17 protein-coding genes are annotated in these 18183 nt (G+C 68.9%); 10 read left to right on the top strand and 7 right to left on the bottom strand.

The features are described from left to right. Window positions 1–82 precede the first annotated feature (82 nt). From ACFQ7F_RS38845 to ACFQ7F_RS38825, 5 genes are read right to left on the bottom strand one after another with little or no spacing between them, the layout of a single operon-like run. Window positions 83–1018 carry a dihydrodipicolinate synthase family protein gene (locus ACFQ7F_RS38845; RefSeq protein WP_383281742.1) on the bottom strand — a complete coding sequence of 312 codons (936 nt, stop codon included), beginning with the start codon at window positions 1016–1018 and terminating at the stop codon, window positions 83–85. Continuing rightward, a complete protein-coding gene (locus ACFQ7F_RS38840) occupies window positions 1015–2064 on the bottom strand; it encodes an oligopeptide/dipeptide ABC transporter ATP-binding protein (protein WP_383281739.1) in 1050 nt (349 codons plus the stop codon). The genes ACFQ7F_RS38845 and ACFQ7F_RS38840 overlap by 4 nt, the downstream gene beginning before the upstream one ends. Next, complete coding sequence (locus ACFQ7F_RS38835; protein WP_383281736.1) at window positions 2061–4052, bottom strand: dipeptide/oligopeptide/nickel ABC transporter permease/ATP-binding protein; 1992 nt, start codon at window positions 4050–4052, stop codon at window positions 2061–2063. Before ACFQ7F_RS38835 ends, ACFQ7F_RS38840 begins: the two co-directional genes overlap by 4 nt. Continuing rightward, window positions 4052–5011: an ABC transporter permease gene (locus ACFQ7F_RS38830; protein ID WP_383281733.1), complete on the bottom strand. Its 960-nt coding sequence runs from the start codon at window positions 5009–5011 to the stop codon at window positions 4052–4054. The genes ACFQ7F_RS38835 and ACFQ7F_RS38830 overlap by 1 nt, the downstream gene beginning before the upstream one ends. Before the next feature lie 34 nt (window positions 5012–5045). After that, a complete protein-coding gene (locus ACFQ7F_RS38825) occupies window positions 5046–6683 on the bottom strand; it encodes an ABC transporter substrate-binding protein (protein ID WP_383281751.1) in 1638 nt (545 codons plus the stop codon). Window positions 6684–6912: 229 nt separating this feature from the next. Here ACFQ7F_RS38825 and ACFQ7F_RS38820 point away from each other — a divergent pair, with 229 nt between their 5' ends. Together ACFQ7F_RS38820 and ACFQ7F_RS38815 are read left to right on the top strand one after the other, a co-directional pair. Beyond that, complete coding sequence (locus ACFQ7F_RS38820; RefSeq protein ID WP_383281748.1) at window positions 6913–7641, top strand: FadR/GntR family transcriptional regulator; 729 nt, start codon at window positions 6913–6915, stop codon at window positions 7639–7641. Between the two features lie 14 nt (window positions 7642–7655). Then, complete coding sequence (locus ACFQ7F_RS38815; RefSeq protein WP_383281730.1) at window positions 7656–9563, top strand: beta-galactosidase; 1908 nt, start codon at window positions 7656–7658, stop codon at window positions 9561–9563. Here ACFQ7F_RS38815 and ACFQ7F_RS38810 read toward each other — a convergent pair whose 3' ends face one another. Next, the gene (locus ACFQ7F_RS38810) at window positions 9564–10526 is read right to left on the bottom strand and encodes a nitroreductase/quinone reductase family protein (protein ID WP_383281727.1); all 963 of its coding nucleotides are present in this window, start codon (window positions 10524–10526) and stop codon (window positions 9564–9566) included. Window positions 10527–10927: 401 nt separating this feature from the next. Between ACFQ7F_RS38810 and ACFQ7F_RS38805 the strand changes: the two genes are divergently transcribed. The 6 genes from ACFQ7F_RS38805 to ACFQ7F_RS38780 all read left to right on the top strand — a co-directional run bounded on the left by ACFQ7F_RS38805 (window position 10928) and on the right by ACFQ7F_RS38780 (window position 15678). Then, window positions 10928–11470 (top strand): GNAT family N-acetyltransferase, encoded by a 543-nt coding sequence (locus ACFQ7F_RS38805; RefSeq protein WP_383281724.1) that lies wholly within the window; start codon window positions 10928–10930, stop codon window positions 11468–11470. An 80-nt stretch (window positions 11471–11550) separates the two neighbouring features. After that, a complete protein-coding gene (locus ACFQ7F_RS38800) occupies window positions 11551–13179 on the top strand; it encodes a PP2C family protein-serine/threonine phosphatase (RefSeq protein ID WP_383281745.1) in 1629 nt (542 codons plus the stop codon). A 44-nt stretch (window positions 13180–13223) separates the two neighbouring features. Next, window positions 13224–14300 carry a B12-binding domain-containing protein gene (locus tag ACFQ7F_RS38795; RefSeq protein ID WP_383281721.1) on the top strand — a complete coding sequence of 359 codons (1077 nt, stop codon included), beginning with the start codon at window positions 13224–13226 and terminating at the stop codon, window positions 14298–14300. Between the two features lie 256 nt (window positions 14301–14556). Further along, window positions 14557–14781: a hypothetical protein gene (locus tag ACFQ7F_RS38790; RefSeq protein WP_383281718.1), complete on the top strand. Its 225-nt coding sequence runs from the start codon at window positions 14557–14559 to the stop codon at window positions 14779–14781. Then, window positions 14778–15014, top strand: coding sequence for a hypothetical protein (locus ACFQ7F_RS38785; RefSeq protein WP_383281715.1), 237 nt, complete (start codon window positions 14778–14780; stop codon window positions 15012–15014). The genes ACFQ7F_RS38790 and ACFQ7F_RS38785 overlap by 4 nt, the downstream gene beginning before the upstream one ends. A 40-nt stretch (window positions 15015–15054) precedes the next feature. Beyond that, window positions 15055–15678: a DUF1266 domain-containing protein gene (locus tag ACFQ7F_RS38780; protein ID WP_383281712.1), complete on the top strand. Its 624-nt coding sequence runs from the start codon at window positions 15055–15057 to the stop codon at window positions 15676–15678. Between the two features lie 3 nt (window positions 15679–15681). Here ACFQ7F_RS38780 and ACFQ7F_RS38775 read toward each other — a convergent pair whose 3' ends face one another. Beyond that, window positions 15682–16359, bottom strand: a complete 678-nt coding sequence (locus ACFQ7F_RS38775) for an AIM24 family protein (protein ID WP_383281709.1) — start codon at window positions 16357–16359, stop codon at window positions 15682–15684. A 112-nt stretch (window positions 16360–16471) separates the two neighbouring features. Here ACFQ7F_RS38775 and recO point away from each other — a divergent pair, with 112 nt between their 5' ends. After that, entirely contained in the window at window positions 16472–17224 is a 753-nt protein-coding gene (recO, locus tag ACFQ7F_RS38770; RefSeq protein ID WP_383281706.1) for a DNA repair protein RecO, read from the top strand. A gap of 61 nt (window positions 17225–17285) precedes the next feature. After that, window positions 17286–18107 (top strand): isoprenyl transferase, encoded by an 822-nt coding sequence (locus ACFQ7F_RS38765; protein ID WP_383281703.1) that lies wholly within the window; start codon window positions 17286–17288, stop codon window positions 18105–18107. Window positions 18108–18183 lie beyond the last annotated feature (76 nt).

The following is an 18183-nucleotide window of genomic DNA, read 5'->3' as shown; positions in this document are numbered from 1 at the left end:
GCTGAATCTATTCAGCCCGTCCGGCGATTGAGGACGAGCTCGGCGCAGCCGGTGATCAACGGCACGCAAAGCTCCGGTCCGCCTACAACAACCCCGCCCCCGCCAAGAACTTCCCCACCCGCTCAACCTCTCCGGAGGAGAGCGGCACCTGCGGCTCCGCAGTCGCCGGACAGGCGATCACGCCCCGCAGATACAGCGCCGCCTTGAACGCCCCCAACGCCGACGAACTGCCCCCCATCCGCCCGGGATCACCGACCCGCACCATCCCGAAGAGCCCGCACAACCGCTCCTGCTCGGCCCGGGCCCGCGCCCAGTCCCCCTCCCGGCAGTAGCGGTACAGCCGCGCATACCCCTCCGGGTCCACATTTCCGAGCCCCGGCACCACTCCGTCCGCCCCCATGGCCAACGCCGCGTCCACCGTCGTCTCCGACCCCGTAAGCACGCTGAAGCCCGAGACGTCCGTCCGCCCCCGCGCCCCGAGCACCAGCTCCCGGAAGTTCCCCTCGTCCCCGCTGGAGTCCTTCAGCCCGGCAAGGGTCCCCTCCGCGGCCAGGTCCAGGACCAGCTCCGCGTCCAGTTTCGAGTGGACCGCCACCGGAAGGTCGTACGCGAAGACCGGCACCGGAGACCCCGTCGCCACCAGCCGGAAGTGGCGGGCCACCTCCGCCGGATGCGTGCGCGTGTAGAAGGGGGCCGTCACCACCACCCCGTCGGCCCCCGCCTCCGTGACCGCGCGGACGTGGTCGAGTACCCGTGGCGTCGCCATGTCGATCGCCCCTGCCAGGACGGGCAATTGGCCCCCGACGTGCCCCGTCACCGTGTCGACCACGACCCTGCGCTGCCCGTCCGTCAGGTACGCCGTCTCCGACGACGAGCCGAGGACGAAGAGACCGTCCACGCCTCCCTCGACGAGGTGGTCGACCAGCCTGATGAGCGACGGCGTGTCCACCTCGCGCTCCGGTGTCAGGGGAGTACAGACGGGCGGGACGACACCGGTCAGCGGGGTGGACATAGTCATGGGCTCTCCCTGGGGCTCGCGTCCGTGGCGGCGGACTGGATCACTAGCTCGTGCGTGGACTGGCCGTCCCGCACGGGGTGGTGGCAGCGGTAGCGGTGCCCGGACCCCTCCGTCGACGCGAAGTCCGGCATGGTGGCGGCGCAGGCCTCGTCCGCCTTCCAGCACCTCGTACGGAACGGGCACCCGCTCGGCGGTCGCGTGGCCGACGGCACCGGGCCGACGAGCGGGATCGGGTCGATGGGGTCGAGGAGGCCGGGCGTCGCCGAGAACAGGGCGCGTGTGTACGGGTGGCGCGCCCTGTCCAGGATTTCCCGGGCCGGTGACTCCTCCACGATCCTGCCCAGGTACATCGTGATGACCCGGTCGCTCATGCGCCGCACCGTCTGGATGTCGTGCGACACGAAGACCAGGGCAAGGCCCAGGCGCTCCTTCAGGTCCAGGAGGAGGTTGAGGATCTGGGCGCGCACGGAGACGTCGAGCGCGCTCGTCGGCTCGTCCGCCACCACAAGCTCCGGTTCGAGCGCAAGGGCTCGTGCGATCGCCACGCGCTGGCGCTGACCGCCCGACAGCTGTCCGGGCAGCCCGTCCGCGAGGACCTTGGGGAGACCGACAAGTGACATCAACTCACGGACCCGCGCCTCGCGTTGAGCGGACGTACCCATCCTGTGCACGTCCAAGGGGTCACGGAGTATCTGCCGCACCGTCAGCCTGCGGTTCAGTGCCGTCGACGGGTCCTGGAAGATCATGCCGGTGTTCCGGCCGATCGCGGTACGGCGCTCGGCGGGCGGCATCGTCCACAGGTCCCGCCCCCGGAAGGACACCGTGCCGGTCGTCGGCCGCTGCACACCCACCAGTACCTTCGCGAGCGTCGACTTGCCGCATCCCGACTCGCCCACGACGCCCACGGTCTCGCCGGGCGCGATGGTCAGATCGGCGCCGGTCAGGGCGTACACGCGGTCACGCGAGAACAGCCCGCCCGAGCGTGCCCGGTGCACGACGTGCGTGTCCGCGAGTGAGATCAGGCCTTCGCGCTCTTCGGTGGTCACTTGAGGGCCCCGCTTCCTCTGGGCTCCGGCACTCTCGGAGGCTGCTCCGCCGGATGGTGGCAGGCGATGGAATGCCGTGCCCCGCCCACCAGTTGGGGCGCCGTCGTCCGGCACACCTCGCTCGCGAGCGGGCAACGGTCCGCGAACCTGCAGCCCGCGGGGAAGTCGGCGGGCGAAGGGACGACGCCCTTGATCTGGGTCAGGCGTTCCGCCGCCGATTCGAGCGAGAGCACCGAGCCGAGCAGCCCGCGCGTGTAGTGGTGCGACGGCGCCTCGACGAGGTCGGCCGTCACGCCCGTCTCGACGATCTGGCCCCCGTACATCACCACCACCCGGTCGGTGACGTCCGCGACCAGGGCCAGGTCGTGCGAGACGAGGATCAGGGCGAAGCCCAGCTCCTCGCGCAGCCGGAGGAGGAGCTGGATGACCTGGGCCTGGACGGTGACGTCAAGCGCCGTTGTCGGCTCGTCCGCGACGATCAGCTTCGGGTCGCGGGAGAGCGCCATCGCGATCAGAACGCGCTGGCGCTGACCGCCGGAGAGCTCGTGCGGGTAGCTGCGCAGGGTGCGGTCCGGGTCCAGGCCGACCAGTTCGAGGAGCTCGACCGATGTGCGGCGCCCACCTCTCCGTACGACCTGTTTGAGCTGGGCGCGGACCGTCATCGCGGGGTTCAGTGACGACAGGGCGTCCTGGTAGATCATCGCCATGTCGTGGCCGAGCAGCCGCCTGCGCGCCCGCATCGGCATGCCCAGCAACTGCGCGCCGTTGAAGTCGACTTGGCCGCCGACTCGGGCGCCTTTCGGCTCCAGGCCCATCACGGTCAGCGCGGTGAGCGACTTGCCGCAGCCCGACTCGCCCACCAGGCCGAGGACTTCACCCGGCCGTACGTGGAAGCTGATGCCGTCGACGATGTCCACCCCGCCGTGCCGGGCGTCGAAGCCGATCGCGAGGTCGGAGACGGTGAGGACCGGCGCGCCTTCCGGGAGAGGGCGCGCGCGTGAGCGCAGGCGCTGGGCCGCCTCCGTCAGGCCCGGCAGCTCAAGTACCTTGCCGCTGCCCGGCGCCGGGGCTTCGAGGCGATCCTCCTTGCGGGCCGCGCTCGGCACGTCCCGTGTCGCGGGCGCCGCCCACGCGTCCGATACGCCCTCGGAGAGGATGTTCAGGGCCAGGACCGTGATCAGCATGAGGAGGCCGGGGAAGACCGTCGCCCACCAGCCGCCGAGCAGCACCATGTTCTTGCCGTCGGCGATGACGCTGCCCCAGGACGGGTCCGGGGGTCGCACACCCGCGCCGATGAAGGACAGCGACGCCTCGAAGACGATGGCCTCGGCGACCTGCACCGTGCAGAACACCAGGATCGGCGCCGCGCAGTTGATGGCCACGTGCTTGATGAGGATGTGCGGGGTGCGGGCGCCGACGATGCGTTCGGCGACGACGTAGTCCTCGCCGTACTGATCCATCACGTTGGCGCGGACGACCCGTGCGATGGGTGGCGTGAACAGGAACGCGATGGCGCAGATCAGTACGAGGATGCCGCCGCCGAAGACCGCCACGAGGACGGCCGCGAGCGCGATCCCGGGGAACGCCATGACGATGTCCAGGCACCGCATCAGCGTCTCGTCGACCGCCTTGCGCGAGGTCGCCGCGATCGCGCCGAGCACCGCGCCGACGATCAGGGCGAGCAGCGTCGCCCCGAGCCCGATCGCCAGGGACCAGCGTGCCCCGTACATGAGCCTGCTGAGAATGTCCCGGCCGAGGCTGTCCTGCCCCATCCAGTGGTCGGCCGACGGGTGTCCCGTGCCGTCCACCTGCGGCTGCTGGTCGAGCGGGTCGTGGGGGGCGAGAAGTGGCGCGAAGAGTGCCACCAGGACGACGACACCCACGACGCCCACCGCGACGCGGGAGAGGACGGGGAGACGGCTCAGCGCCCGCAGCCGTATACCCGGCCGCGAGAGCTGCTCGGTCAGAGCCTTGCGCGACATGATCATCAGGCAGTCCCCCTCAGGCGCGGATTGACCAGGAGATGGAGGATGTCGAGGACCAGGTTCACGACCACGAACCCGACGGCCGTCGTGATGACGACCCCCTGCACGACGGCCGGGTCGCCGTTCTTCACGGCGTCGATCATCAGCTTCCCCATGCCGGGAAGGGAGAAGATCGTCTCGATGACGACCGCGCCGCCGAGCAGATAGCCGACGCGCAGGCCGAGCACGGTCAGCGGGTTGATGAGGGCGTTGCGCAGGACGTTGCGGCCGACGACCACGACCGGTGGCAGGCCGCTGCCGATCGCTGTCCTTACGTAGTCCTTGTCGAGCTCCTCGACCACCGCCGTACGGATGATGCGGGTGAGCCCGGCGGCCACCGGCAGGGAGAGCGCGAGGGCCGGGAGCGTCATCGACTTCAGCCAGCCGGTGAAGGAGTCGGCGGGGTTGATGTAGCCGCCGGTCGGGAACCAGCCCGCCTCCACCGCCAGATACTGGATCATGAGCAGCGCCAGCCAGAAGCCCGGCGCCGCCACGCCCGTCAGCGAGATGACGCGGATGAGCTGGTCGGGGAGCCGGTCGCGGTAGATCGCGGCGGTCACGCCGAGCAGAGCTGAGATGACCACCGCGATGCCGAGACCCATGAAGGTCAGCTGCAGGGTGAGCGGCAGCGCGGTGGTGACCTGCTCCATCACCGGTGAGCGGGTGAGCACGCTGATGCCCATGTCGCCCTGGAGCAGATCGCCGACGAAGGCGATGTAACGCACCGGCAGCGGATCGAGCAGGCCGTTCTCCTCGCGGAACTGGTGCAGTTGCTCCGGTGTCGGATTGGCGCCCTGGAAGAACGCCGACGCCGGATCGATGTCCGAGAACCGCATCACGAGGAAGACGAACAGGACGATGCCGAGCAGCAGGGGCACGAGTAGGGCGAGGCGGCGGGCCAGGATTCTGACGATCGCGGTCACGTTTTTGTGACTCCCAACGACGGCGCTGAAAGGGCTACTTGGCCCACTTGGCCTGGAGGAGATTGATGCCGGGGTAGGGCTGCGCCTTGATGCCGGTGAGCTTCTTCGGGTCCCAGGCGGTCATCAGTTCGTTGTGGACGACCGGGTAGATCACCGCCTGCTCGGCGACGGTGTCGATGTAGCCCTGGACCATGGCCTTCTTCTTGGCCGCGTCCGGCTCGCGGGTCGCCTGGTCCATGTCCTTGAAGAGCTTCTTGGCGACGGAGTTGTCCGCCCAGCGGGCGTAGCCCATCCACAGGTTCTCGGGGCCGTAGTTGTAGTGCATGATCAGGTCGGGGTCGATGCCGAACTGGTTGGGGTTCGATGCGGCCGCGACGATCTGGTAGTCCTTCTTCTGGTCCAGCTTGGTGAAGACGGCGGTGGTCTCCTGCGGATCCAGGGTCGTCTTGACGCCGATCGCGTCCCACGAGGCCTTGATGGTGGGCAGGCAGTCGACGATCCAACTCACGTTCACCGCCATGAGGTTGATCGACAGGTCCGTGGCCCCGGCCTCCTTCAGGAGCTTCTTCGCCTTCTTCGGGTCGTACGCGTAGACCGACTTCGCGGGGCGGTAGGCGGGGTTGGACTCGTTGAGGAACGAGGTCGACGCCTTGCCGTGGCCCTTGAGCGCGACCTGGATCATCTTCTCGGTGTCGATGGCGTAGTGCAGTGCCTGGCGCACGCGTACGTCGTCGAAGGGCTTGTGCGCGGTGTTGAACATCAGGAACAGGTTGTTCATCCCCGCCCCGCCCTCGACGCTGAGCCCACCCTTCTTCAGCTGCTCGATGTTGGCGTACGGGATGTTGTCCGAGATCTCCGAGTCCGCGCTGCCGCCTGAGATCTTCGCGACGCGGGGCGCCGCGTCCACGATGGTCAGCCAGTTCATCTTCTTGAAGGCGGCCTTGCGCGGGCCGTTGTAGTCGCCGAAGGCCTCGAAGGTGGTGTTGGACTTCGGGGCGTGCGACGCCTGCTTGTACGGTCCCGAGCCCACCGCCTTGCCCTTGGTCGCGTCGTCCCAGGCGCCGGGCTTGGAGAAGACGTGCTTCGGCATGATCTTGGCGAGGGAGAGGCGGGCAAGCCCGTCCGGGAAGGGGAACTTGAGGATCAGTTCGACGGAGGTCGCGTCGACCTTCTTGACCTCCTTCAGCCAGCTCTCGAAGAAGCCCTTGGCCAGGGTCTGCGTCTTCGGGTCCAGGATGCGGTCGAAGACGAACACCACGTCGTCGGCGGTGACGGGCTTGCCGTCGTGCCACTTGGCGCCGGGCCGCAACGTGAACTTCCAGGTGGTCGCCTTGTCGTCGGCGGGGATCTCCGTGGCGAGCGCGGCATACGGCTCGCGGGTGATGGGATCGGTGTTGAGGAGGCCCTCGTAAATGTGTTCGTTGCCGGCCATGGCGAAGGCGGACGCGGTCTGCGTTGGGTCCCAACTGCCGTCGTTCCCATAGCCGATGACAGCGGTGAGGGTGGAGTCGCCGCCCTTGCCGCCGCCCCCTCCGGCGTCATTTGTGGACTCGGGTCCCGACGAGCAGGCGGAGAGCGTGGTGGTGATGGCGGCGGCCGCGCCAAGCGCACCGGTGTACTTGAGGAAGGACCGACGGTCCGGTGCGGGACCGGTGGAGCCGGTGGAGCCGATGCGGGCCTTGCGGCCGTTCGGTCGGCCGTCGGCCCGGCCGCTCGCTTGGTCGCTCACATGGTCGCTCACTGTGTCTCCCTTGAGAGATCCCACGTCCTACGTCATGGTGGCGTGGTGACCATAAGAGCGCCGCGATGGCCGGTCAAGAGATCGCGCACGGATCCGATTTGGGGCTGTTCCTAACGATGTTGGTCCGGAGGTGGGACGTGGGATGTCATCCGTGTCTACGATGTGCCGCATGCCTCAGGAGCCAGTCCGTGCACGGCGTGTGGGCAGCCAAGTCCAGCGCTCGGTCATGCAGTTGATCCTCGACAGGCGACTCCGGCCGGGCGCGCTGCTGCCCACCGAGGCCGAGCTGATGGAGGAACTGGGGGTCAGCAGGAACTCGGTCCGCGAGGCGCTGAAGGCCCTCCAGGCCCTGGACATAGTGGAGATCAGACACGGCTACGGGACGTATGTGGGGCAGGCGTCGCTGACACCCCTTGCGGACGGTCTTACGTTCCGCGCGCTGGTGCAACTCGGCGACGACACGCATGCGTTGACGGAAATGCTGCAGGTGCGGGAGGTGCTTGAAGAGGGCCTGGTGCGCCGGGTTGCGGTGCTCCTCACGGAGGAGGACCTGAGCCAACTGGAGTCCCTGGTCCGGAAGATGGAGGAGTCGGCGGGCGGGGGTGAGACCTTCCCCGAGCTGGACCGCGAGTTCCACGAGACGCTCTACCGCTCGCTGGGCAACGATCTGGTTCCGCAGCTGCTCGGTGCGTTCTGGAACGTCTTCAACCGGGTGGCGGGCGTGCGGGGGTGGGCCCGCGATCCGGCGCCGGACGTGACGGTGCGCAGGCACCGGGACATCGTGACGGCGCTGCGGGCGCGGGATGTGGAGCAGGCCCAGCGGGCGATGGCGGATCACTTCCGGGGGATCGCGGCGCGGTCGGGGCAGGAGTCGAGGGGTGTGGGATGAGCGAGGTGCGTGGGGTGAACGAGGTTTCTGAGGCGAGACTGAGTCACTTCTATACCCGGGTTACGTCGCTGGGGTTCGGGGGTGACTACAACCCCGAGCAATGGGGCCCCGAAGCCCACGCCGAGGACTCCGAGCTGATGCGCGAGGCGGGCGTGAACCTCGTGACGCTCGGCATCTTCTCCTGGGCGAAGACGGAGCCCGCCCCCGGTACGTACGACTTCACCTGGCTCGACGGCCACATGGGCCGCCTGGCGGAGGCGGGCGTCGCGGTCAGCCTCGCCACGATGACGGCGTCCCCGCCGCCCTGGCTGACCCGCCTGCATCCCTCGACCCTCCCGGTCCTGGAGGACGGCACACGCCTGTACCCCGGTTCGCGCCAGCACTGGTGCCCGTCGAGCCCGGTCTACCGCCGCCATGCGGTGCGCCTCGCGGAACGCCTGGCCACGCGCTACGGCACACACCCCGCCCTCGCGCTCTGGCACATCGGCAACGAATACGGTTGCCACATCTCACGCCACTGCCACTGCGAGGTGTCGACGGCGGCGTTCCGTACGTGGCTGCGCGAGCGGTACGGGACGGTGGCGGACCTCAACGACGCATGGTCGACGGACTTCTGGTCGCAGCGTTACGGCACGTTCGAGGAGATCCACACCCCTCGCAAGGCCCCGTCGTTCCGCAACCCGGCCCAGCAGCTGGACTACTGGCGCTTCTCTTCGGACGAGCTCCTGGCGTGCTACCTGGCGGAGAAGGAGGTCCTGACCCGCATCACACCGACCGTGCCGGTGACGACGAACTTCGTCCCGATCGCGAAGACGCTGGACTTGTTCGAGTGGGCCCCGCACTTGGACGTGGTGTCGTACGACTCCTACCCCGACCCGCACGATCCGGATTCGCTCCACCGGACGGCCTTCTCGTACGACGTCATGCGCGGCCTGAAGGGCGGGCAGCCGTGGCTGCTCCTGGAGCAGGCGCCGGGCGCGGTGAACTGGCGCGAGCGCAACGGCAGGAAGCCCCCGGGCCGGATGCGCCTGGACAGCTGGCAGGCGGTGGCGCACGGCGCGGACTCGGTGCTGTTCTTCCAGTGGCGGCAGTCGCGCGGGGGAGCGGAGAAGTTCCACTCGGCGATGGTGCCGCACGGGGGACGGGAGACGCGGATCTTCCGCGAGGTGCGGGAGCTGGGAGCGGAGCTGGCCCGCTACCCGGAGCTGCTCGGCTCCCGCCCCGAGCGTGCGGACGCGGCGCTGCTCCTGGACTGGCCCAGCTGGTGGGCCCTGGAACTGGACGCACACCCGAGCGCGGACGTCACGCTCCTGGACGCGGCCCTGGCCCACCACAAGCCGCTGTACGACGCGTCGGTGGCGTGCGATGTGGTGGCGGTGGAGGGGGGCGGGGACGGGGATTTGTCGGAGTACCGCCTGCTCCTGATCCCGAACCTTTACTCGGTATCGAATGAGACCGCGGAACGAATCTGTTCCTACGTCCGAGCAGGCGGCACCTTGCTCATGTCCTACTTCTCCGGAATCACGGACGAACACGACCGAGTCCACCCGGGCGGCTACCCGGCCCCGTTCCGTGAGTTGCTCGGCCTGCGAGTGGAGGAGTTCGACCCCCAGCCGGACGGCACTTGGTCGGAGGAGATCCACTTGGAGGGCGCGGTGGCGGTACGGACAACCCCCGCCGGCTCTCCCACGGCGACCCGCCACTCCTATGGGGACGGCACGGCCTGGTACCTCGCCACCCGCCCCACCCCGGAGGAGATGCGGGAGCTGATGGACAGGGTGCGGTCGGAGTGCGGCGTGACTCCCGTCCTCCCGGACCTGCCGGAGGGGGTGCAGGCGAGGACGCGGGTTACGGCGGCGGGGGAGCGGGTCCACGTACGGATGGACCCGCGGGACCTTTCGGTGGAGGTGATGCGGGGCTGATTAGCCCCTCTCGCTCGCGGGGCCGGGCGGTGGCCAGGGGACGTCGGCGAGGAGGGGGAGGATCGACGCTTCCTCGTAGTCGAGGTGGGCGTTGAGCTCGGTCGACATTTCCTCCAGCTCGGCGCGGAAGCGTTGCGGGTCGGCGATGCTGATGCCGGACAGGAGGGTGACCAGGTCGTTCTGGATGCGGGCGACCGTGCGGTGTTCCTTGCTGAGGCGGTCGAAGACGTCGCCCAGGTGCGGGTGGTACTGGGCGATCCCCGGGAACACGTGCGCGTCCTCGCTGACGTGGTGGAACTCCAGCGCCTGGCAGAACGCCAGACACCGTTGCCGGATCTGGAGCCCGAGGCTCGGGGCCGGCGGCTCGTGCGCGGTTGCGGGTTGGTGGGCTTCGCCTGCGGCTTGGTGCGTCGCGCGTGCGGCGAAGTGGGCCTCGACCTCCGCTCGGACCTGCCGCAACTGGTCCCGCAGCCAGGTGTGGACCTCCATGAGCTTGTCGGCGAGGGTACGGATCTCGCGGGGTGCCACCCAGCCCTCCGGCTCGGCGCGCTCCAGCACGATGACCGGCAGGGGGCGGGTGGTCCGGTCCTGGTACTCGCCGTATCCGGGCTCCGCCTTCACGACGTGCGCGAACAGTTCCTCGCGGCGGGCCCCCTCGGCGGGGACCGCGAGTGCCTCGAACTCTCGGGTGCCGACTTCGACGCTCACCACGGGGTGGGCGAGGAGATTGTGGTACCAGTCGGGGTGCCGGGGGCCGCCGAGGTTGGACCCCACGAGCAGGAGCGAATCGCCGTGGCGGACGTAGCCGAGGGGCGTGGTCCGTGCGGCTCCCGTCCTCGCGCCGGTGGTCGTCAGGAGGAGCAGGTCCCCGCCTTCGAAGGGACCGCCGACTTTGCCGCCGTTGGCACGGAACTCATCGATGACGGATTGGTTGAAGGAGGCGGGTGCAGGGTTCGTGGGCATACGGATTCTGAGTCTCCGGAGGATGTGGGCATGGCGCACGGTGGCATGCGGAGTACGGCATGCGGCATACGGAGTACGGCATGCATACGTGCGGCAACGCTGCCGGGATGCGTGAAGTGTGAGAGGGAATGACGTGCGGAGAAAGGCGCTACGTCATGTCACGTGCAGGGCGCGGAGTTTGAACTCATGGCTGATCCCTTGGTGAAGGGTGCTCGCCCGATCGCCGACCGGCCCACTGCTCATTGGTCGACGCCACGCGGCACCGCCCCTATTACACGCATCGGAAGTTCACCTGTCAACGCACGCGATCACGCACGCGATCACGCACGCGATCACGCACGCGACTGGAGATAGCGAAAATGCCGGGGCGCCGTCCATGGCCCGCGAGCTAGCGTTCGGCCATGCCCGAACTCCAGCGCCTGCGGCCCGATCACGCCCCCGCCCTACTCGCCTTCGAGCGCGAGAACCGGGAGTACTTCGCGAAGTCCGTCCCCGACCGTGGTGATGCCTACTTCGCCGAGTTCGACGTACGGCACGAGGCCCTGCTCGCCGAACTGGCGGCCGGTACCTGCCACTTCCACGTCCTCGTCGATGGTGACGGCGCCGTGCTCGGGAGGGTCAACCTCGTCGATGTGGCCGACGGCGAGGCCGAGCTCGGCTATCGCATCGCCGAGCACGCGGCGGGCCGCGGCCTCGCCACCGATGCCGTACGGCGGCTGTGCGAGCTGGCCGCCACCGAGTACGGGCTGACCGCGCTGCGGGCCGCGACGGACGCGGACAACGCCGGGTCACGGGGGGTGCTTGAGCGTACGGGGTTCACGATGGTGGGCGAGGAGGAGTTGCCGCTCGAGGGGCGGACGGAGGTCCGCTACTTCGTTGTGCTGGGCGGATTATTCAGTAGTCGGAGGGAGGTTGTCCGAGGTACTGCGAAGTACAGGCGATAGACATATGCCGTCGGTAATTTGGGGATCACCTGCCTTCGAGTAGATGGGTGGTGGGGATCCCGCCAGTGGGTTCCAGATCGATGGCCGCCTTCCCGGAGCAGAAGAGCCCTTGTGGCGTAGGACCTGCCGCGCAGCACCGTGAGCCGTATCCGGCGGTGACAGTGGACGCGGCAGGCATCGTGCTGGCTCACAACGAGCAGGCCGGGTTGCTGCTGGCGCGGGTCGGTGTCGGTGTCGCGTTGGGTGATGTCGCGCCCGCGTGGCTGGTCGAGGCCCACCTGGAGCGTGTCAGCGGTGCGGGGGAGGGGCCGTCGGCATGGGCGGGCGGCCGGATCGACGGGCGCCGTGTGAAGGCTCTTGCCGGGCCGGTCGTGGATGGCGTGGTGACCTGGTGGTTGGTCGGTGACAGTGGCAGTGACAGTGTTTCGGACGCCGCCGCACAGGAGTTGGCGCGTGAGCGGGCGAGGGCCGGTCTGCTGCAGGAGCTCTCTTCCGAGCTGCTTGCCTCGTTGAACGTCGAGCGCTGTATGGCGGTGACCGTGCAGCGGGCGGCGCAGCATCTGGCGGACGCGGCGGTCATCGTCGGGATGGGCGACGGGCACACTTTCCCGGTGACGCGGTGCTCCGCCGCCGGGCCGGCGGTCCAGGAGCGGATCGCCTTGGACCCCGGCCAACTGCCGGGCGTGGCCGAGGCGTTGCTGGGGCTTCCCGCGCTGTCCTCCCGCTGGATCGACCCTCACCAGGTGCCGTCCTGGGCGATGCCCGACGGCTTCGTGGACGACGCCACCGACATCGGTTCGGTGGTTGTCGTGCCGTTGCCGGGGCACGGTGTGCCGACCGGATGTCTCGTTCTGCTGCGCCATCGCCAGGAAGCGACGTTCACCCCGAGCGAGGAGGCCTTCGCCCAGCTCTTCGCCGCCCGCGCCGGGGCTGCCCTGTCCATAGCCCGCAGTCACGCCCGGCAGGCGCACATCAACGAAGTGCTGATGCGCGACCTGCTGCCGCCCGCCCTCGGCCGGGTGCACGGCATCAGCTTCTCCGGCCGCTACCGCGCATCGGCGGCAGGCGAACGCATCGGCGGCGACTTCTACGACCTGCACCCCGCCGCCACACCGGAAGCCGAGACCGTCGCCGTGCTGGGTGACGTGTGCGGCAAGGGTCTTGAAGCCGCGGTCACAGCAGGCAAGACCCGCAACGCACTTCAGGCCCTTGTGCCGTTCGCCGCCGACCACACCCGCTTGCTGACCCTCCTCAACAGCGCACTCCTGGCCGCGAACCAGACCCCCTTCGTGACACTGGTCCTGGCCACCGCAGTACGCCAGGACGACGCAAGGGTACGGCTGCGCATATCGAGCGCCGGCCATCCCGCCCCGCTCATCGTGCGCACCACCGGCCATGTCGAAGAGGTCCGGACCTGCGGCACCCTGATCGGCGCTTTCGCCGACCTCGAATTCGAGACCGCCGAAGTGACCCTGCGACCGGGTGAGACCTGCCTGCTGTATTCCGACGGGATCATCGAAGCGCGCGGTGGGCCGCTGGGGGACGTGATGTTCGGCGAGGACAGGCTGCGCACCGTGCTGTCCCAGTACGCCGGGATGCCGCCCGAGGTGATCACCGAACGCGTGCAGCTGGTCGTTGCCCAGTGGGTGGGGGAAGGCCCGCACGACGACATGGCCGTTCTGGCGATCGGCGCCCCCGCCGAGCGATGACCGTCCGACTCCTGTGAACGAACCGACCCAAGAAGGTGAACCGCGTGAGCGGTGACAAGGACACCAACTCCCTTGCCGAGCCACGTGATGAACTGTGGCAGGCGCTCGGCGAGTGCGACGAGACCCGCGCCGTCGCCGTCGTGCGACGCGCACTCGGCACGGCAGAGCCCGAACAGGCGCAACAGATGCGTGCGGCGGGTGAGCGGGTCCTGCTCGAACTGATCGCACCGGCTCAGGAGCGAGTGGGTCTGGCCTGGGCGGCCAATGACATCACGGTGGCGCAGGAACACGCTGCCACGGCGATCAGCGAGCGGTGCGTGGCGGCAGTGGCCGACGCCACCGCCCCCGCCCTTACCGGCACGTATGTGGGGAGGGTCCTGGTGGCGTGTGTCGACGGCGAGTGGCATGCCCTGCCCGCACGTCTGGTCAGCGAGGTGCTGCGGCTGCGGGGCTGGCGCGTGGACTATCTCGGGGCGCACGTCCCCACCGAGCATCTGGTCGCGCACGTGCACCGCACCGGTGCACAGGCGGTGCTGCTGTCCTCGACCATCCCGACCCTTCTGCCCGGCGCCCACAACGCGATCGCCTCATGCCAGAGCGTCGGCGTTCCCGTACTCGCCGGAGGAGCCGCGTTCGGACCGGGGGGCCGCTATGCGCGGTTGATGCAGGCCGAGTGGGCCAAGGACGCGGCCGACGCGGCCACCCTGCTGAGCAAGAACCTGACGGACCCCGGCGCGCAAGCGGCCCGCCTGCCGGACCTGGACCTGCCACACCTGGGCGACCAGGAATACACCATGATCCGCCGGACCAAGCTGCAGCTGGTCAAGCGGGCCCTCGCCGACGTCGAGGCCGGCTTCCCCGAGATGCGCCGCTACAGCGAGCTCCAGCGCGAACGCACCATCGAGGACATCGACTTCATCGTCAGCTACCTGGCCACGGCCGTCTACGTCGACGACCCCGCCCTGTTCACCAGGTTCATCACATGGACCGCGGACATCCTGGCGGCCCGCAACGTCCCACCGAGGTGCCTGGTCCCCGCCCTGGACTCACTCCTCACCCAGCTCAAGGATTTCCCCCGCGTGGTCAGCACCCTCACCACCGCCCGCGACCTCATCGCGTAGCAGCCGCGAAAGGAGAGAGGGGCGGATTGTAGAAAAGTCCCGCCCCCCCCCTGCGGCCATCTTCGAATTGGCCGATGTATCCGCGGAAAACGAATTCCTGTACCCCCGGTGCGCTGCCTGCCGTGAACCATTGGCCATGGCCAACCGCCCTCCGCAACGTCGCAGTTGTGGAGCGCAGACTGCTGCCGAGTGTAGGCCGGAGCGGCCGCCATCGAGACACGAAGCGTGAAATTCGATGGGAAAGGGGAGCCACGTCATGACGGAAAGCAAGGTGCACTCGGCGCTATGCGTCGAAGAAGCGGAGGAGACCGTGAAGGAATTGCGCGCCGCACTCGCGGGGGCCGGAATTATTCTTCCGTCATTGCGGATCGACCCCAGATCCTGGGCCCGCGAAGTCCCCTGTCCGCGCCTCGAATTGGGCGGATGTCGCGTCGATACGGTGCTACGCCCCGCCCGCGTCGAAGGCGAGGGCTCACGATGAACCTGAACCTCCCCATCGGCAACCTCCCCATCGGCGCCTACGCCGTGGACACCAGCACCGGCCAGGTCGGCAGGGTCATGGGGCATGAAGGGCCCTACATCCAGCTCCGTCCCTTCGGCGGCGGGCGGGAGTGGGACTGTGCGCCGGATGCGCTCAGGACCGCCACCGACTCGGAGCGGATCAGAGCCGCCACCGCCTATGCGAATGCGCGGAGCCGGGGTGAAGTCCCTTGACGTGACCGGGGTGAAGTCCCGTGACGTAAGGTGCGGGCGCATGGCCATATGGAAGTGGAGCAAGCCGAGGGTCGAGTCCAAGTACTCAACGCCGCTCACCATGCACCAGCTGTGGATGGTGTCGCTGAGCGCACCGGTGAGCCGGGACAAGGACGCGTCCCGGACGACCCTGTATCCGTTCACCCGCATCGACGACGGCAAGGCCGAGAAGTGGCTCGCCGATCAGTGGGAGATCACCGCGCCCGAGCAACTGCTCGGGCGCCTGAGCGGGCTCGCGAGCACCGGCTATCGCTCCATGGCCCGGCGGCGCCTCGGCGTCGCACCGCTGGCCTGGGACATCGGGCTCTACGTGGACATCTCACGGCGCGGCTTCGCCTGCGGAATGCTCAGCGAGGCCGACACTTGGGCCCGGCTCAAGAACGTCGTGCCGACGGTGGCGGGGACGTACGCCTCCTGGCAGGAGTACGCCGACCACTACCTCCTCGGCAGGCAGGTCTGGCGGGACAGCCTCAGCGGCACCGAGGACGAGAGCTTCCCCGCGCCCCAGGCCGCCTCCGACGCCCACCTGAGGGCCCTCCTGGACCCGGCGAACCGCACGAGCCCGTGGAACCTCGCCCCCTGGGAAGCGATCAGCCACCCGGACCGGGCCCGCCCCGCGCGATAGCGCCTAGTGCTGCTGCGGCTTCTGCGGAGTCGCCTCGCTCGGCCGCACGATGACGCACCCCTCGCCCCGCAGCATCAGCTGCACCGCCTCGCCGGAACCGCCCCTGATCATGGAGCCGATGGACTGCGAGCGGTGCAGCGTGGTGTCCAGGTTCGCGGTCCAGCCGACGACCGCGTCCGTGTCGACGTACACCGGCTGCTGCGGCGTCACCGGGATCACCAGCGGATTGCCCTCGCAGACCAGGCCGAGCCGTCCGGCCCCGGTGAAGACGCTGTTGAAGAGCCCGCCGCCGGTGATGCCCGCGCCCTTCACCGTCTTGATCTCGTACGAGAGCGTCGAGTCGAAGCACAGGACGTTGCGGCCGTTGACGGTGAGGACGTCGCCCGGCTCTATGTCGACGATGAAGCAGTTCTGCGCCTCGTTCGCGAACCAGGCCTCCCCCTGGCCGCGCACCGCCATGAGCGGCAGACCCTCACCGGTCATCGCCCGCTTGAGCATGCCGCCCACGCCCTGGCCCTTGCGCTCGAACTGCAGGTCGCCGCGGTAGGCGATCATAGCGCCCTGCCGCGCGTGCATCTCGCCGTTGACCGCGTACTTGATGGATTTGGCGTTGTGCAGAGTCATCCCGGGGACGACGGACTGCTGCGCCATGTGCTCCGTGGAGAACAGATCACTCTTCATGCGGGCATTTTGTCAGGTGTGAGCGATACGGCCAGGGGGCGGAGCGACCCGGACCACGGCCTTCGGCCCCACCCCGGCCACGGCTGTCGGTCCCGTACGCGAGAATGGGCCCATGAGCCTGTTCCGTGATGACGGCGTCGTGCTGCGCACCCAGAAGCTGGGTGAGGCGGACCGCATCATCACGCTGCTCACCCGCAGCCACGGCCGGGTGCGCGCCGTCGCCCGCGGTGTGCGGCGCACCAAGTCCAAGTTCGGGGCACGGCTCGAACCCTTCTCCCACGTCGACGTGCAGTTCTTCTCGCGCGGCAGCGAACTCATCGGCCGCGGACTCCCGTTGTGCACACAGAGTGAGACCATCGCTCCGTACGGTGGCGGGATCGTCGTCGACTACGCGCGCTACACCGCGGGCACGGCCATGCTGGAGACCGCCGAGCGCTTCACGGACCATGAGGGCGAGCCCGCCGTGCAGCAGTATCTACTGCTCGTGGGCGGCCTTCGGACCCTCGCCAACGGCGAGCACGAGCCGCACCTCATCCTCGACGCGTTCCTGCTCCGCTCCCTCGCCGTGAACGGCTACGCGCCCAGCTTCAGCTCCTGCGCGAAGTGTGGAATGCCCGGTCCGAACCGGTTCTTCTCCGTGGCCGCGGGCGGCTCCGTCTGCGTCGACTGCCGGGTGCCCGGCAGCGTCGTACCCTCGATGGAAGCCCTCGGCCTGCTCGGCGCGCTGCTCACCGGAGACTGGGAGACGGCGGACGCGTGCGAGGCGCGGCACGTCAGGGAGGGCAGCGGGCTTGTTTCCGCCTATCTGCACTGGCACTTGGAGCGCGGGCTCCGCTCATTGCGGTACGTAGAGAAGACCACGTGACGACAGGCGTCCACGTGATGACAGGCGTAACAGAGAACAGCTAGGTAGGAGAGAGCCCCCCATGGCACGACGCGGAATCCTCGGACGGTCCCGCCGTGAGTACAAGGTCCCCGAACCGCACCCATCGGGCGCCCGGCCGCCGAAGATCCCCGGCGAGCTGGTGCCGCAGCATGTGGCGTGCGTCATGGACGGCAACGGACGCTGGGCCAAGGAGCGGGGGCTGCCGCGCACGGAGGGGCACAAGGTCGGCGAGGGCGTCGTCCTCGACGTGCTCAAGGGCTGCCTGGAGATGGGCGTCAAGAACCTCTCGCTGTACGCCTTCTCCACCGAGAACTGGAAGCGCTCGCCCGACGAGGTCCGCTTCCTGATGAACTTCAACCGCGACGTCATCCGGCGTCGGCGGGACGAGATGAACGATCTCGGGATTCGGATCCGGTGGGTCGGGCGCATGCCCAAGATGTGGAAGTCCGTCGTCCAGGAGCTCCAGATCGCCCAGGAGCAGACCGTCGACAACGACGCGATGACCCTGTACTTCTGCGTCAACTACGGCGGGCGCGCCGAGATCGCGGACGCCGCGCAGGCCATCGCGCGCGATGTCGCCGCGGGCCGGCTCGACCCGTCGAAGGTGAACGAGAAGACCTTCGCCAAGTACATGTACTACCCGGACATGCCGGACGTGGACCTGTTCCTGCGCCCGAGCGGCGAGCAGCGCACCTCCAACTACCTGATCTGGCAGTCCAGTTACGCCGAGATGGTCTTCCAGGACGTGCTGTGGCCCGACTTCGACCGGCGTGACCTGTGGCGCGCCTGCCTGGAGTACGCCGGGCGCGACCGCCGGTTCGGCGGCGCGATCCCGAACGAGGAAGAGATCGCGAACAGCTGACGCAGACGCACTGAACGCACTGTGGGCCCGCACCCAACCCGGTGGGGGGCCCCCACTGCGTTGAGGTGACTTCTGC

The sequence above is a fragment of the Streptomyces sp. NPDC056486 genome (assembly GCF_042795295.1).
In the GTDB taxonomy this organism is placed as follows: domain Bacteria; phylum Actinomycetota; class Actinomycetes; order Streptomycetales; family Streptomycetaceae; genus Streptomyces.
The sequence above is the reverse complement of the archived record's forward strand: the minus strand, read 5'-3'. Positions and strand labels throughout refer to the sequence as shown.

What these genes read in the sequence shown, in the direction of transcription:
- ACFQ7F_RS38805 (WP_383281724.1), top strand. Translation starts at nt 10,928, where the DNA reads ATGCCCGAACTCCAGCGCCTGCGGCCCGATCACGCCCCCGCCCTACTC.
- ACFQ7F_RS38790 (WP_383281718.1), top strand. Translation starts at nt 14,557, where the DNA reads ATGACGGAAAGCAAGGTGCACTCGGCGCTATGCGTCGAAGAAGCGGAG.
- ACFQ7F_RS38820 (WP_383281748.1), top strand. Translation starts at nt 6,913, where the DNA reads ATGTGCCGCATGCCTCAGGAGCCAGTCCGTGCACGGCGTGTGGGCAGC.
- ACFQ7F_RS38785 (WP_383281715.1), top strand. Translation starts at nt 14,778, where the DNA reads ATGAACCTGAACCTCCCCATCGGCAACCTCCCCATCGGCGCCTACGCC.
- recO (WP_383281706.1), top strand. Translation starts at nt 16,472, where the DNA reads ATGAGCCTGTTCCGTGATGACGGCGTCGTGCTGCGCACCCAGAAGCTG.
- ACFQ7F_RS38780 (WP_383281712.1), top strand. Translation starts at nt 15,055, where the DNA reads ATGGCCATATGGAAGTGGAGCAAGCCGAGGGTCGAGTCCAAGTACTCA.
- ACFQ7F_RS38800 (WP_383281745.1), top strand. Translation starts at nt 11,551, where the DNA reads ATGGCCGCCTTCCCGGAGCAGAAGAGCCCTTGTGGCGTAGGACCTGCC.
- ACFQ7F_RS38835 (WP_383281736.1), bottom strand. Translation starts at nt 4,052, where the DNA reads ATGATCATGTCGCGCAAGGCTCTGACCGAGCAGCTCTCGCGGCCGGGT.
- ACFQ7F_RS38765 (WP_383281703.1), top strand. Translation starts at nt 17,286, where the DNA reads ATGGCACGACGCGGAATCCTCGGACGGTCCCGCCGTGAGTACAAGGTC.
- ACFQ7F_RS38845 (WP_383281742.1), bottom strand. Translation starts at nt 1,018, where the DNA reads ATGACTATGTCCACCCCGCTGACCGGTGTCGTCCCGCCCGTCTGTACT.
- ACFQ7F_RS38810 (WP_383281727.1), bottom strand. Translation starts at nt 10,526, where the DNA reads ATGCCCACGAACCCTGCACCCGCCTCCTTCAACCAATCCGTCATCGAT.
- ACFQ7F_RS38775 (WP_383281709.1), bottom strand. Translation starts at nt 16,359, where the DNA reads ATGAAGAGTGATCTGTTCTCCACGGAGCACATGGCGCAGCAGTCCGTC.